Genomic DNA, 14,656 nt, shown 5'->3' with positions numbered 1-14,656 from the left:
CTGTACATGTTGTTGGCGATGTGCGAAACGCTGGAGCAATACACCCCACAGGAACTGGCGGGTTTTGCGAAAGAAGCCATCGGCTGGGTGGCCAGCCGAAGACTTTAGAGATGTGTAGATACCTATGCTTATCGCGGGCAAGCCCTAATGCCGGTCAGTTAAGGAATAGAACGACGCAACCCTTGTAGGAGCGGACCTGGCCGCGATGGGCTGCGCAGCAGCCCCCGAGGCCGGTGATATCAACGACAAGCCCTGGGAGTGCGGATGGTTTCAGAGTCGCCGGGGCCGCTTCGCAGCCCATCGCGGCCGGGTCCGCTCCTACATGGACGTCTGTGTTCCGATCCTTAACTGACTGGCATTGGGGCAGCCCGGCTCCTACAAAAGCTCGTTACCGCCTGTTCATGGGCGGGATTCCTGCACCTGCACACTCGCCGTCATCCCCGCACTCAGCTGAACCTCCTCGGGCACGTTTTCAAGCTTGATCCGCACCGGGATGCGCTGCGCCAGCCGCACCCAGTTGAAGGTCGGCTCGACCTGCGCCAGCAGTTGCTCGTCAGGCGTGGCATTGCGGTCGGTGATGCCGCGGCTGATGCTTTCGACCCGGCCTGCAATCGGCTCACCGGCACTCATCAACCAGACTTTCACCGGCGCGCCCACGCGGATGCGCGGCAGTTTGGTCTCTTCGAAATACGCCTGAATGTAAAACGTCGAATCGTCGATCAAGGCCATGACCGCCTGCCCGGCATTGACGTAATTGCCCTCGGCCAGGCGCAGGTTGGTGATGTGGCCGCTACGCGGTGCATGGACTTCGCTGCGGGCCAGGTTGAGCTCGGCAACCTTGACCTCGGCCTGGGCCTCACGAAGTTCGCCGCGGGCCACGGCCGCGTTGATTTGGGCGTTCTCGCGCAGCTCGGCGCTGATCGCTTGCGGGCTCAGGGCGGCGCGGCGCGAGGCTTCGTGCTCGCGCAGGCGCAGTTGCTGCTGGCGGGTGTCGGCCACGGCATTGGCTTTTTCCAGCGCCGCCTGGAAGCGGTCGCGGTCGATGGACAACAGCAGGTCGCCGGCTTTCACCGCCTGATTGTCATAGGCCTTGAGCTGACGCACCCAGCCAGACACATCCGGGGCGATGATGGTCACGTCGGCCCGCACCCGCGCATCGCGGGTCCAGGGCGAGAGCATGTAGTACTGCCAGAGGTAAACACCGGCAAACACGGCAACGGCCACCAGGCACAGGGTTACCGCGACACGTACGAAAGTACGCATGATCAAAACTCCTATAAGGGTCCCAGCACGCTCGTCACAAGCGCCAGCAAACAAACGAACAACGCACAGTCGAACAACGCCTCATGCCAGATCCAGCGCCCCAGCGAGGTCACACGGATCATCAGGCGCAGCACGCCGGTCAACACCAGGGCCAACAACACGTACACCAGAAACGGGCTCAGCAGCACGCCGCCCAGGGCCCATTCACGCAATCCCATGCAGTTCCTCCTGCCGGCGGCACCAGGTGCGCCAGCTGTTTTGCAGTTGCAACACCGCGCCTTCGGCCAGCCGCAGCGCATCACTGGGCGGCTGCGCTTGCAGCGCGCGGATAAACGTGGCGCTGGCGGCTGTCAGGTCATCGGCGCAATCACCGGCGGGCCCACGCGCCAGCACTTTTTCCAGGGTTTCCAGGTAACGGCGCTGGTCATCGGCGAGCGGTGCTTGAGCAACCGCCAGGCACAAGCGCAGATGCAGCAACTCGTCCCCCAGGTCGAGGCTGTGCACGCCATCGTCCCACTGTCCGCGCTCGTGCTCGGGCAAGGCGTTGTGGTGACGTGCCAGTTGCAGCAAACGGTCAGCCATGCGCCCGCCAAACCAGGTTTCGGCACCGCGCAGGTCACGTCGGGTCAGGCGCACCAGGTCGCTCTGGGTCGCGGCGCGCAAGCGCCGGCCATGCCATGCCGGGTTGCGCAGGACCAGCAGCTTGAACGCCAGCACCGCTGCGCCGACGCCCACCAGCATGGCCTGGCCGTTGTTGAGGAAGGCGGCGACGTCAAAGGTCATGTTGTTCAGCGGCGACACCAGCACAATAAAGTGCAGGCAGTAGGACGTGGCCGTCGCGCCGATGCGCGGGTTGGCCATGCCCAGTGCACCGAAAAACAACGGTACGCCCATCCCCAGGCAGAGCATGGCGAAGCTGCTCCACTGCGGCAGCAGAATCTGCCCGACCAGAAACGCCACCGGCAAGGCCAGCAAAATGCCGCGCAAAAAACTCAGGCCAATCTGCGCACCGTTTTCGCGGCTGGCAAACAGCATGCAGACCACGCAGGTGAGCACCAGCCCGCCCGGCGCCGAGACCCAGCCGGTGGCCATCCAGAAACTGGCCATGGCCAAAAACGCCAAGGCACTGCGTGAGCCAAACAGCAACGCCAGCGGCACATCCCGGTGCACGGCCAGGCTGGCGGGCAGGTCGGCCGGTGCCTTGCCCTCCTCTACCGAACGCAGCGCCAGGGTCGCGGCCATGGCGTTGTCCAGCAGCAGGGTCAGGCGGGCCAGGCAGTAATGTTCGGCGCTGCTGTTGGCCTCATCCTGGGCAGCACCCCAGATGCGCTGGCGCAACAGCAGCAAGGTCGGCTGGTCAGGGTTGGCCAGCGCGGCATCCACTTCGGTAAACCAGGGCGCCAGCCGCGCCGCTTCGGCCTCATCAAGCTGACGCCACTGGCGCCGCACCGAGCGGGAGATGCGCAGCAGAATCAGCAGTTTCTGGCTCAGCGCGCGAACGGCCCGGCCACGCTCGCGGCCGACACTGCCTTCGAACCAGGCATGCTCGCGCTGGGAATCGACTGCCACGATACGCCCGAGGATCTCCAGCAGGCCTTTGCGCCCCTGCGCCTCACCGACCAGTGCGGCACTGGCCGCCTGCAGGCCGCTGACCCAGGCCTGACGTGCCTGCCCGGCCAGTTGCTGCTCCACGCGCAGTGGCCAGAGCAAGGCGCTGGTCACTGTCGCGCACACAATCCCCAGGCAGATTTCAGTGCAACGCGCCACCGCCTGGTCAAACACCCCCAGCGGCGTATTGACCGACGGCAACGCGATAATCGCCACGGTGTAGCCCGCCAGCACAAAGGAGTAGGCCCAGGCGCTGCGCAGCAGGGTCGAGCAGGCGGTGCACAAGGCCAGCCACAGCGCCAGGGCGAAGATGAACAGCCAGGGCGTCTGGGCAAACAGGCCGATAAACGCCACCGACATGATCGTCCCGACCAGTGTCCCCAACAGCCGCGCCAGACCCTTCTGGACCACCATGCCCGAGAGTGGCTGGGCCACGATAAAGGCGGTCATCAGCGCCCAGGCCGGCTGCTCCAGCCCCCAGCGCATCGCCAGCCACAGGGCCAGGCCGCCACCGAGCAGCGTTTTCAGGGCGAACTGAAGGGCCAGCTTGTTGGGCGCAAACAACGCTTGCAGGGTGATGGGCACAGATCAGACCTTGGGGAGCGACGTTGTAACGATAGACAGAGATAAGCGGGATGGGTTGAGGAGTCGAATTATTAGCTAGCTAACTATTTACCGTCCAGCAGTATTTTTGCCAGCTCGCACCGGAGAATGTGAGCGGATTTATCCGCGAATAGTTTCGCTGCGGTGTGTCAGGGAAACTGCGGTGAGGCTATTCGCGGATAAATCCGCTCCTACAGGACGCGTCAGTAAGGGAATTGACGCGCAAAAAAAAAAGGGCGACCGAAGTCGCCCAAAATGCCTTGCGTGCTCGTGAACCGGAAGGCTTCAGCGCTGCTTGCGCTTGTGCGAGTCCTTCCAGATAAAGATCCCCAATCCAGCGAAAAACATCAGCATCAGGCCGACCGTGATGACACCGGCGATAACCACGTTGTCGAGAAACATGATGACCCCCTTCGCTGGCTTCTGTGTGTGAAGGCAACGTTACAGCAAGCAGCAAAGGGAAAATTGACCGAGATCAATGGCGCTTACGGGCGAGCGCGCGGGGAAGATGCAGAACTGATCTGCATCAATTTTTTCAGCGCTTCTTGGGTTTTTTCGGTTTCTTTTTCGGCTTGCCCAGCGGCATGGCCTGCTCGAATGCCTGACGCACTTCGTTCAGGCGCTTTTCATTGAGGTCGTGGACGCGCTTGGCGCGTTCGGTGCTGAGGTCGATCAGTTTGTCGTCTTGGCTCATGGTGTCTGCACAGTCGTTGCACGCAAGGCCCAATAATGCGCAATGCGAGAGCGGCTTGCCAGTCTAGACTTCGATATCGACAATCAACCCCTGCCGCGGCTCGTCGTCAATAAGCGGCGCCACCGGCACGGTGTTGTCGGCGTTGAGTTCGTCACCAGGGATCGCCAGATAAGCTTCGGCGCCCTGCTCACCCTGGCGTTGCCGCTGCTGGCGGTGCTGTTCTTCGCGCAGCAACAGGGCCGCTTCGTGCGGGTCGCGCTGCTTGAGGTCGATGGCGCTGTCACTGGAGGTCGGCTGCGCCGGCACTACCGGCGGGATGCTCGGTGCCTGCTTGACCGGGTCCAGTTGCGAGGTGACCGGGATGACACTCAGCGGAATGATCGGCGGCAGCATGGCTTGGGCTCTCCTGTCTTGAGTCTGTCGGCCGTCGGCGGCAAAACTTGAATGGCACACATGTCATGGACCGACAAGGCGCGAACAAGTGCCTCAGCCCATGCACCCTTGATCGTGATCAGCAACGAGAGTCTTTGGCCTCAGGGGCCCGATCCGTTAACATAGTCGGCTTTTTCATGGCGGGAGACAGGCAGCATGGCGCAGCAGTATCAACCGGGGCAACGCTGGATTAGTGACAGCGAAGCTGAGCTAGGTCTGGGGACTATCCTGGCACAGGACGGTCGCTTGTTGACCGTGCTCTACCCGGCCACTGGCGACACCCGCCAGTATGCACTGCGCAACGCGCCGTTGACCCGCGTGCGCTTCTCGCCGGGCGACTCCATCACCCATTTCGAAGGCTGGAAAATGACCGTGCGCGAAGTCGAGGACATCGACGGGTTGCAGGTCTACCACGGCCTCAACGCCCAGAACGAAGCCTGCACGCTGCCGGAAACCCAGCTGTCGAACTTTATTCAGTTCCGCCTGGCCAGTGACCGCCTGTTTGCCGGGCAGATCGACCCGCTGGCGTGGTTCTCGCTGCGTTACAACACCCTGGAGCACACCAGCCGCCAGTTGCAGTCCTCGCTCTGGGGCCTGGGCGGCGTGCGTGCCCAGCCAATTGCGCACCAACTGCACATCGCCCGCGAAGTCGCCGACCGGATCGCACCACGGGTTTTGCTGGCCGACGAAGTGGGCCTGGGTAAAACCATCGAAGCGGGCCTGGTGATCCATCGCCAGCTGCTGTCCGGGCGCGCCAGCCGCGTGTTGATCCTGGTACCGGAAAACCTGCAGCACCAGTGGCTGGTGGAAATGCGTCGGCGCTTCAACCTCGAAGTGGCGCTGTTCGATGCCGAGCGCTTTATCGAAAGCGACGCCAGCAACCCGTTCGAAGACGCCCAACTAGCGCTGGTTGCGCTGGAGTGGCTGACCGAAGACGAGAAGGCTCAGGACGCACTGTTCGCCGCCGGCTGGGACCTGCTGGTGGTCGACGAAGCGCACCACCTGGTCTGGCACGAGGACCAGGTGAGCCCTGAATACGCGCTGGTCGAGCAACTGGCCGAAGTGATCCCCGGCGTACTGCTGCTGACCGCCACCCCGGAACAACTGGGCCAGGACAGCCACTTCGCCCGTCTGCGCCTGCTTGACCCGAACCGTTTCCACGACCTGGCCGCCTTCCGCGCCGAGAGCGACAACTACCGTCCGGTGGCCGAAGCGGTCCAGGAACTGCTCGACAAAGGCCGCCTGTCGCCCAAGGCCCACGCTACCATTCAGGGCTTCCTGGGCGCTGAAGGCGATGCCCTGCTGGCCGCCGTCAGCGATGGCGACACCGAGGCCAGCGCACGCCTGATCCGTGAACTGCTCGACCGCCACGGCACCGGCCGCGTGCTGTTCCGTAACACCCGCGCCGCGGTTCAGGGCTTCCCCGAGCGCAAACTGCACCCCTACCCGCTGCCCAACCCCGACCAGTACATGGAACTGCCGCTGGGCGAGCACGCCGACCTGTACCCGGAAGTCAACTTCCAGTCCCAGGCCGACACCAGCGACGAAGAACGCTGGTGGCGCTTCGACCCGCGCGTCGAGTGGCTGATCGACACCCTGAAGATGCTCAAGCGGGTCAAGGTGCTGGTGATCTGCGCCCACGCCGAAACCGCGATGGACCTGGAAGACGCCCTGCGCGTGCGCTCCGGCATCCCGGCCACGGTGTTCCATGAAGGCATGAGCATCCTGGAACGTGACCGTGCGGCCGCCTACTTCGCCGATGAAGAGTTTGGCGCCCAGGTACTGATCTGTTCGGAAATCGGCAGTGAAGGCCGTAACTTCCAGTTCTCCCACCACCTGGTGCTGTTCGACCTGCCGGCCCACCCGGACCTGCTCGAGCAGCGGATCGGCCGTCTGGACCGGATCGGCCAGAAGCACATCATCGAGGTGCACGTGCCGCACCTGCAGGACAGTCCGCAAGAGCGCCTGTTCCAGTGGTACCACGAAGCGCTCAACGCCTTTCTCAACACTTGCCCGACCGGCAACGCCCTGCAGCACCAGTTCGGCCCGCGCCTGCTGCCGCTGCTCGAAGGCGGTGACGATGATCAGTGGCAAGCGTTGGTCAATGAAGCCCGCACCGAACGCGAGCGCCTGGAGGCCGAACTGCATACCGGCCGCGACCGCCTGCTGGAACTCAACTCCGGGGGTGCCGGCGAAGGTCAGGAACTGGTCGAAGCGATTCTGGAGCAGGATGACCAGTTCACCCTGCCGATCTACATGGAAACGCTGTTCGACGCCTTTGGCATCGACAGCGAAGACCATTCGGAAAACGCCCTGATCCTCAAGCCGAGCGAAAAAATGCTCGACGCCAGCTTCCCGCTGGGCGACGACGAAGGCGTGACCATCACCTACGATCGCAACCAGGCGCTGTCTCGCGAAGACATGCAGTTCATCACCTGGGAGCACCCGATGGTGCAAGGCGGCATGGACCTGGTGCTGTCCGGCTCCATGGGCAACACCGCCGTGGCACTGATCAAGAACAAGGCGCTCAAGCCGGGCACCGTGCTGCTGGAACTCTTGTACGTCAGCGAAGTGGTCGCCCCGCGCGCCCTGCAGCTGGGCCGCTACCTGCCGCCGGCTGCGCTGCGCTGCCTGCTCGACGCCAACGGCAACGACCTGGCGCCACGGGTGGCCTTCGAGACCCTGAACGAGCAGCTTGAAAGCGTGCCAAAGGCCAGTGCCAACAAGTTCATCCAGGCCCAGCGTGACAGCCTCGGGCCGCGCATCAACGCCGGTGAAACCAAGGTCGCGCCGCGTCATATCGAACGCGTGGCGCAAGCCCAGCATCGCCTGGCGGCCGAGACCGATGAAGAGCTGGCGCGCTTGACCGCCCTGCAGGCCGTCAACCCGACCGTGCGCGACAGTGAGATCGAAGCGCTGCGCGAGCTGCGTGAACAAGGGTTGGCGATGCTGGATAAAGCGGCGCTGCGCCTGGAAGCGATTCGGGTGTTGGTGGCGGGCTAAGTCCCCCACAACCCCCGTGTAGGAGCGGACCGGGCCGCGATGGGCCGCACAGCGGCCCCGGTTCGCTCCGGCAGGGGCCTGCTGCGCAGGCCATCGCGGCCAGGTCCGCTCCTACATAGGGCAAAAACTTAAATTGCAGCCGGCACCCCCGCCCCCTCAGCTTCCATCCCCTCGCGCATCCGCTGCGCATCCCGGCTGAAACACCGCGACGCTTGCAACAGAAACACCAGCGTCAGCATCAACGCCACCGGTATCAAATACATCGCATCGTGCAACCCCACGGCCTTGAACGCCTCGCTCATTTGCCCGGCGCCCGCCTCGATCATCGCCGCCTGGGCGAAGTGGTCCGATAACAGCCCCACCACCACCGGCCCCAGGCCACCGCCCAACAGATACAGACCGGCAAAGAACAACGCCATCGCCGTGGCCCGCAGCCGCGGTTGCACCACGTCCTGGATCGCGGTGTAGACGCAGGTGTAGAAGTTATACGCAAACAGCCAGCCGAGGCTGAACACCGCCACAAACACCCCGATTTCGACACGCCCGGCCTGTAAGGCCCAGCCGGTTCCCACTGTGGCAACCAGCATGCTGGCCGCCGCGAACAGCAGCCGGCCATTGGCGATTCGCTGGTGAATGCGATCAGCGATCCAGCCGCCCAGGGTCAAGCCCACCAGGCCGGTCAGGCCGACAATCACGCCCGTCGCGACCGCGGCCTCCTGCAAAGGCAGCAGAAAGTAACGTTGCAGCATCGGCACCATGAACGCGTTGCAGGCATAGGTCGCGAAATTGAAGGTCAGCCCGGCCAGTACCAGCCAGCCAAAGGTTGGAATCGTCAGCACCCGACGCATCGGCCGGTCAACCGGCGCCTGAGAGATGGCAACGGTTTCCGCGGCTCCACGCGCCGGCTCGCGAATGAAAAACATGAAAATGGCCAGGATCAACCCGGGAATCGCCGCGATAAAGAACGGCGCGCGCCAGCTGTCGAACGCCTGGACCATCGCGCCGATCGTGAAAAACGCCAGCAGCAGCCCCAACGGCAGCCCCAGCATGAAGATGCCCATGGCCCGTGCCCGACGGTGGGCTGGAAACAGGTCACCGATCAACGAGTTGGCCGCAGGCGCATAACTGGCTTCGCCGATCCCCACCCCCATGCGCACCAGCAGAAAACTCCAGAAACTGCCGACCAGGCCATTGACCGCCGTCAGCCCACTCCACACCGCCAGGCCCCAGCCCATCAGTTTTCTACGCGAGCCGGTGTCGGCCATACGCCCCAACGGCAAGCCGGCGATTGCATAAACGATGGTAAAGGCCGTACCGATCAGGCCCAGCTGGAAGTCGCTCAGGTGCCACTCGAGGCGAATCGGCTCGATGATGATCGCCGGAATGGTGCGGTCGAAAAAGTTGAACAGGTTGGCCAGAAACAGCAGGAACAAAATGCGCCAGGCATTCGCCGCTTGGGTCGAGTTCTGCATCGGTCAGTCCCTTTTATCGTTATTGGAGATCCGTGATGGCCGGCTCGCGAGCGTAACCGGCCACGACGGCTGCCGTGATCGAGTCCTGAATCTAGGAAACAGCCGCGCACCTGTCTGCAATCATTCGCCGGTTTGATAATAGTCAATTGCAACAAAACAGCGCCCTTAGCATTTTTCGTTATGACGTTGATTGCGAAATCATTGGAGTCAAACTGCCATCAGGCCGGGAACTTTTAGGCAAACCCCTATACTTTGGACACTGGTCTCCGCGAGTGCCGGGGGACATTCGATGACTCAGTGATGGGGCATGCTATGGAATGGCTGGGGTTGAACTTACTCGCCGAACTGCCACCGAATGGTCAAACGCTGTTGGATTGCCAGCACAACGTGTTCCTGATGCTGCTTGCTTATCTGGTGGCCAGCGCCGGCAGCTTCGCCACCCTGGACATGGCTGAACGGGTCAGCCAGGGCGAACACGGCACCGCGCAGCGGCAATGGCGCTTGACTGGTGCGTGCTGCCTGGCGGCCAGTATCTGGTCCATGCATTTCATCAATATGCTGGCTTTTCAGGCGCCGCTGGAGATTCGCTACGACCTGCCGACCACCGCCGCTTCGCTGATGATCATGCTGCTGGCCGGCATCCTGGCCATGAACACCCTCGGCCGACAGCAACTCGACGCCCTGCACTACCTCAAGGCTTCGGTGCTGATCGGCCTGGGGATCGTCTGCATGCACTATCTGGGCATGGCCGCCATGCGTTCGAATGCGGTGCAGTATTACCGCCTGGATGTGGTCGCCCTGTCATTTGCCATTGCCATCAGCGTCAGCCTGATCGCCCTGCTGCTGGCCCGCCACTTTCGCCATGGCAGTGGCCCTTATCACCAATTGCTCAAGTACAGCGCCAGCCTGTTGATGGGCGCGGGGATCGTCAGCACTCACTTCACCGGCATGTGGGCCATGACGCTGGTGGTGCCGGACGGCAACAGACTGCAGCTGGCGCAAGACGCCAACAACAGCCTGGAACTGAGCCTGACCATCGCCTTCATCACCTTATTGGTGATTGCCAGCAGCATCAGCGCCGCCCTGTCGGACAAAAAACTGCAGAGCAAGGAGCACGACCTGCGCCGGGTCAATGCGCTGCTCAGCCAGCTTGATCAGGCGCGGGTGTCGCTTCAGCAGGTGGCCCATTACGATGCGCTCACCAACCTGGTCAACCGCCGCGGCTTCAATCAAATCTTCGCCGAAAAGCTCGCTGAGCGGCGGGACGGTGACCACGGCATGCTGGCCGTCATGTTTCTGGACATCGACCATTTCAAGCGGATCAACGACAGCCTGGGACACGATGCCGGCGATGAAATGCTCAAGGTCATCGCCAGCCATATCAAGCATTCGACCCGCAGTTTTGATGACGTGGTCGCGCGTTTTGGCGGCGACGAATTCTGCATTTTGATTGGCATGCAGCACCGTGATGAAGCCCGGCACCTGGCCCAGCGCATCATGCACAAGATGAAAGAACCGATCGACCTGGCCGGGCGGCGCATGGTAATGACCACCAGCATTGGCATCAGCGTCTTCCCTGACGATGGCAACAGCTGCGAAGAACTGTTGAAAAACGCCGACCTGGCGCTTTACCAATCCAAGGGCAGCGGTCGCAACAACCTGAATTTTTTCTGTTCCAACCTCAAGGCCCGGGCCACCATGGAGTTGCAACTGGAGGAGGAATTGCGCACTGCGCTGTATGAAGAAACCGGCCTGGTGCTGTATTACCAGCCGATCTACGACGTCAAGACCGGCCAGGTCACCAAGCTCGAAGCCCTGGTGCGCTGGCAACACCCGCAACACGGCCTGCTCAGCCCGGACCGTTTTATCGGCATCGCAGAAGCCAACGGCCTGATCGCCGATCTGGACGTCTGGGTGCTGCGCCGTGCCTGCCGCGACCTCAGCCGCCTGAGCCATAACGGCTGCGAACAGCTGAAGATTTCGGTGAACTGCTCGGCTCTGAACCTGTGCCGCGAAGAGCTGCCCGACGAAATCGCCGATGCCTTGAGAAGCAACGGCGTCGCCCCCGAACGACTGGAGCTTGAGGTCACCGAAAACGCCCTGATGGGCAACATCCACGCGACCATTGCCTTACTCAAGCAGATCCGTGCGTCGGGGGTTTCGCTGTCTATTGACGACTTCGGCACCGGCTACTCGTCGCTGGCCTACCTCAAGCAGCTACCACTGGACACCCTGAAGATCGACCGCTCGTTCATTCAGGATGTGCCCCGCTGCACCAAGGACATGGAAATCGTTCAGGCCATTATCGTCATGGCCCATACCCTGCATTTGCAGGTGGTCACCGAAGGCGTCGAAACGGTGCAGCAGTATGAGTTTCTCGAACGTTACGGCTGCGACTACGTGCAAGGCTACCTGCTCAGCCGACCGGTCAGCCTTCAGGACCTGCGGCCGATCCTCGATCAACTCAACCATCGCACCGGCCCCGAACGCGCAGGCGTCAGTCCTGTGCCGCTGCTGCGCGGTATAGATGGACCAGTGTTGCGGGATCTTTTTCAAGAAAACCCTGGCTGCCGTGCAAGCGCATCAGTTGCGCGGCCAGTCCGCTGATAGGCGTCGAAGAGCCCTGTTCGCGAGCGAATTTCACGGCACCGTCGAGGTCCTTGAGCAAGGTCCGCACGTGCCACTTGATCGGCTCGAAACGGCTCTCGGCCATTTGCGGGGCCAGAATCTGCAAAGGTTTTGAGTCGGCAAAACCACCGGCCAGGGCCTCGGCGATCAAGCTGGCTTCGACCCCGGACTGCTCGGCCAGGGCGACCACTTCGGCGATCACCAACGCATTGCAGGCGACGATCATCTGGTTGCACGCCTTGGTCACCTGCCCTGCGCCCACCGCCCCCATATGGGTCACGCGCTGACCGAGCGCGAGCAGCACCGGGCGTACCCGGGCAAGGTCCGCCGCCTCGCCGCCGACCATGATCGCCAGCGTACCGGCTTCGGCCCCTGGCGTACCGCCGGAGACCGGCGCATCGAGCCAGGCCATGCCACTGCGGGCGGCAAGCACGGCCGCCATCTCGCGGGTGGCCGTGGGCTCCAGGCTGGAAAAATCCACCAGCAACTGCCCGGGCCTGGCGCCCTCGGCCACGCCTTGCGGGCCAAATACCACGTCCCGGACCACAGCGGTATCAGCCAGGCACAGCATGACAATGTCGGCGGCTTCACACAGTTGCGCAGGTGTCCTGGCCAACCGGGCACCGGCGGCCACCAGTGCGTCGCACTTGTCCGCAGAACGGTTCCATACCGTCAAGGAATAACCCGCCGCCAATAATCGACGACACATGGGCAAGCCCATCAAACCGATACCAGCAAATGCCAATGAAGGTAATGCAGTGCTCATGAGCAGCTCCTGTGAAGTGAAGGAATTTCTTGTGGGCGCCGGGCGTGCACATCAATTAGCCGTAATAACCCTTGGGACAAACAAGTTGCAACTGAGCGTGACTGTTACCGACTGCTCTTTTAAACAACTGGACTGTTACCAAGCACCACTGTTGGACTTTCCAGTCACGCACCATGACCGTTTCGGACACGATTTTAATGCACCGAAACGGTGCGATATTCAAGCGTGGTTGCGTACCTGAATCAGAATCAACGGCCGAAGCACGACCGCCCAAATCTCATATTTGTCTTCGCACAGGCTCAACGCCTGCTCGGCAGACAGCTTGGCGAAGGTTTCCGCCTTCAGCCACTGGGCAACGATATCCTTGCGATCCTCGGCTACCGCCTCGGCCACCGCAATCAAATCAAGCGTTGGCGCGACCCAAAACAGGTCACCGCGAGCAAAAAACGGCTCTAACTCCTTCCAGGTAATTACTGCGGTTTCGCCGAGCAGTTTGGCATAGAGGGTGCTAGGTTGTTCTGTCATGGGTTTCACCAAAAGTCTTCGACGCGAATTCGGGTCGGTATTTTTGCAGAAAAACCCGGTTGCAAATAAGTGAATGAGGGAAAAGGACCGAAAAGCAACGGATTGCCGCCTGTAACAGGTCAAAGCTCGCCGCTTTTCTGTAACTTTCTTTCAACTAAGCGACACTCCGTTGAATTGCCCCGGGCAGCCAGCTTTTCAAGCGATAAATCGGCGCTCTACACTGTACCGGTACAGTTGCCTGGGGGAATGACCGGAGATTTCAGGGCTTTGCGTGCGAGGTCGACAAACGTTGCCCGTGAATGCAAACCTGGTCCGGTCCTGCTGCTTTGGCCGACAGGACTATAAAAAATACAACATTGAGTGGAGCACTATGAATAAGGCTACTAAGCAGATTTCCAAACTGTTTGCCGCTATGGTTCTGGCTGGGGTTGCCGGCCATTCGTTCGCTGCGGACACCATCAAGATCGGTATCGCCGGCCCCAAGACCGGCCCGGTGACCCAATACGGTGACATGCAGTTCATCGGTGCCAAAATGGCCATCGAGCAGATCAACGCCAAGGGCGGCGTTGACGGCAAGATGCTCGAAGCCAAGGAATACGACGACGCGTGCGACCCTAAACAAGCCGTGGCCGTCGCCAACAAAGTGGTCAACGACGGCGTCAAGTTCGTGATTGGCCACCTGTGCTCCAGCTCCACTCAACCGGCTTCGGACATCTACGAAGACGAAGGCGTGATCATGATCACTCCGGCCGCTACCAGCCCGGACATCACCTCGCGTGGCTACAAACTGGTCTTCCGCACCATCGGCCTGGACAGCGCCCAGGGCCCGGCGGCCGGCAACTACATCGCCGACCACGTCAAGCCGAAAGTCGTTGCCGTACTGCACGACAAGCAACAATACGGTGAAGGCATTGCCACCGCCGTGAAAAAGACCCTGGAAGGCAAGAACGTCAAAGTGGCCGTGTTCGAAGGCATCAACGCCGGCGACAAGGACTTCTCCTCGATCATCCAGAAACTCAAGCAAGCCAACGTCGACTTCGTCTACTACGGCGGCTACCACCCAGAGCTGGGCCTGATCCTGCGTCAATCCCAGGAAAAAGGCCTGAAAGCCAAGTTCATGGGCCCGGAAGGCGTCGGCAACGACTCCATCTCGCAAATCGCCCAGAACGCGTCCGAAGGCCTGCTGGTGACGCTGCCGAAATCCTTCGACCAGGATCCTGCCAACCAGGCGCTGGTCAAGGCTTTCGCCGACAAGAAGCAGGACCCGACCGGCCCGTTCGTGTTCCCGGCCTACTCGGCGGTTGAAGTGATCGCCGAAGGCATCAAGGCCGCCAAGTCCGAAGATACCGCCAAGGTCGCTGAAGCGATCCACGCCGGCACCTTCAAGACCCCGACTGGCGATCTGTCGTTCGACGCCAAGGGCGACCTGAAGGACTTCAAATTCGTAGTCTACGAGTGGCATTTCGGCAAACCGAAAACCGAAATTTCTCCTCAGTAAGCAGGTCTGACGACTGATAAAGCCCACTGTGAAAGCAGTGGGCTTTGTTTTACGAAAGTTTATGGGCCGGGGTCCCGTGATCCGGGAGCCGGTTCACCTGAAAATCTCAAAACCGTCACCAGCGGTTCGCTGGCAAACGCCTGGGCACAAGTAGCTAAAGACTA

At 61.7% G+C, this 14,656-nt stretch carries 12 protein-coding genes; 3 read left to right on the top strand and 9 right to left on the bottom strand.

The window, feature by feature from the left end; translation table 11 throughout:
- Positions 1-399: 399 nt before the first annotated feature.
- From GUY40_RS06555 to GUY40_RS06535, 6 genes are all read right to left on the bottom strand, one after another.
- The gene (locus GUY40_RS06555; protein WP_166568130.1) at positions 400-1,263 is read right to left on the bottom strand and encodes an HlyD family secretion protein; all 864 of its coding nucleotides are present in this window, start codon (positions 1,261-1,263) and stop codon (positions 400-402) included.
- A gap of 11 nt (positions 1,264-1,274) precedes the next feature.
- Positions 1,275-1,481, bottom strand: coding sequence for a DUF1656 domain-containing protein (locus GUY40_RS06550; RefSeq protein ID WP_166568129.1), 207 nt, complete (start codon positions 1,479-1,481; stop codon positions 1,275-1,277).
- Positions 1,468-3,456: an FUSC family protein gene (locus GUY40_RS06545; RefSeq protein ID WP_166568128.1), complete on the bottom strand. Its 1,989-nt coding sequence runs from the start codon at positions 3,454-3,456 to the stop codon at positions 1,468-1,470. The genes GUY40_RS06550 and GUY40_RS06545 overlap by 14 nt, the downstream gene beginning before the upstream one ends.
- Before the next feature lie 303 nt (positions 3,457-3,759).
- On the bottom strand, positions 3,760-3,876 hold the full coding sequence (ccoM, locus tag GUY40_RS28545) for a cytochrome c oxidase subunit CcoM (RefSeq protein WP_306092836.1): 117 nt from the start codon (positions 3,874-3,876) through the stop codon (positions 3,760-3,762).
- Positions 3,877-4,009: 133 nt separating this feature from the next.
- Positions 4,010-4,168 (bottom strand): hypothetical protein, encoded by a 159-nt coding sequence (locus GUY40_RS06540; protein ID WP_166568127.1) that lies wholly within the window; start codon positions 4,166-4,168, stop codon positions 4,010-4,012.
- A 63-nt stretch (positions 4,169-4,231) separates the two neighbouring features.
- Positions 4,232-4,561: an aspartate-semialdehyde dehydrogenase gene (locus GUY40_RS06535; protein WP_166568126.1), complete on the bottom strand. Its 330-nt coding sequence runs from the start codon at positions 4,559-4,561 to the stop codon at positions 4,232-4,234.
- Between the two features lie 195 nt (positions 4,562-4,756).
- Between GUY40_RS06535 and rapA the strand changes: the two genes are divergently transcribed.
- Positions 4,757-7,603, top strand: a complete 2,847-nt coding sequence (rapA, locus tag GUY40_RS06530) for an RNA polymerase-associated protein RapA (RefSeq protein WP_166568125.1) — start codon at positions 4,757-4,759, stop codon at positions 7,601-7,603.
- Positions 7,604-7,731: 128 nt separating this feature from the next.
- Here the strand turns inward: rapA and GUY40_RS06525 are convergent, their stop codons facing one another.
- Complete coding sequence (locus GUY40_RS06525; protein ID WP_166568124.1) at positions 7,732-9,075, bottom strand: MFS transporter; 1,344 nt, start codon at positions 9,073-9,075, stop codon at positions 7,732-7,734.
- A gap of 312 nt (positions 9,076-9,387) precedes the next feature.
- On the opposite strand from GUY40_RS06525, the gene GUY40_RS06520 reads away from it, so the two are divergent.
- A complete protein-coding gene (locus GUY40_RS06520; protein WP_166568138.1) occupies positions 9,388-11,682 on the top strand; it encodes a bifunctional diguanylate cyclase/phosphodiesterase in 2,295 nt (764 codons plus the stop codon).
- Here GUY40_RS06520 and GUY40_RS06515 read toward each other — a convergent pair.
- Together GUY40_RS06515 and GUY40_RS06510 are read right to left on the bottom strand one after the other, a co-directional pair.
- The gene (locus GUY40_RS06515; RefSeq protein ID WP_166568123.1) at positions 11,573-12,469 is read right to left on the bottom strand and encodes an NAD(P)-dependent oxidoreductase; all 897 of its coding nucleotides are present in this window, start codon (positions 12,467-12,469) and stop codon (positions 11,573-11,575) included. The two genes, GUY40_RS06520 and GUY40_RS06515, sit on opposite strands and share 110 nt — an antisense overlap.
- A 219-nt stretch (positions 12,470-12,688) precedes the next feature.
- Positions 12,689-12,994, bottom strand: coding sequence for a DUF2288 domain-containing protein (locus GUY40_RS06510; protein ID WP_166568122.1), 306 nt, complete (start codon positions 12,992-12,994; stop codon positions 12,689-12,691).
- A gap of 370 nt (positions 12,995-13,364) precedes the next feature.
- On the opposite strand from GUY40_RS06510, the gene GUY40_RS06505 reads away from it, so the two are divergent.
- Positions 13,365-14,492, top strand: coding sequence for a branched-chain amino acid ABC transporter substrate-binding protein (locus tag GUY40_RS06505; protein WP_166568121.1), 1,128 nt, complete (start codon positions 13,365-13,367; stop codon positions 14,490-14,492).
- Positions 14,493-14,656 lie beyond the last annotated feature (164 nt).

It is taken from the genome of Pseudomonas sp. R5(2019), from assembly GCF_009905435.1.
GTDB lineage: Bacteria > Pseudomonadota > Gammaproteobacteria > Pseudomonadales > Pseudomonadaceae > Aquipseudomonas.
Note: the sequence above shows the minus strand (reverse complement) of the source record. Positions and strands in the feature narration are given on the sequence as shown.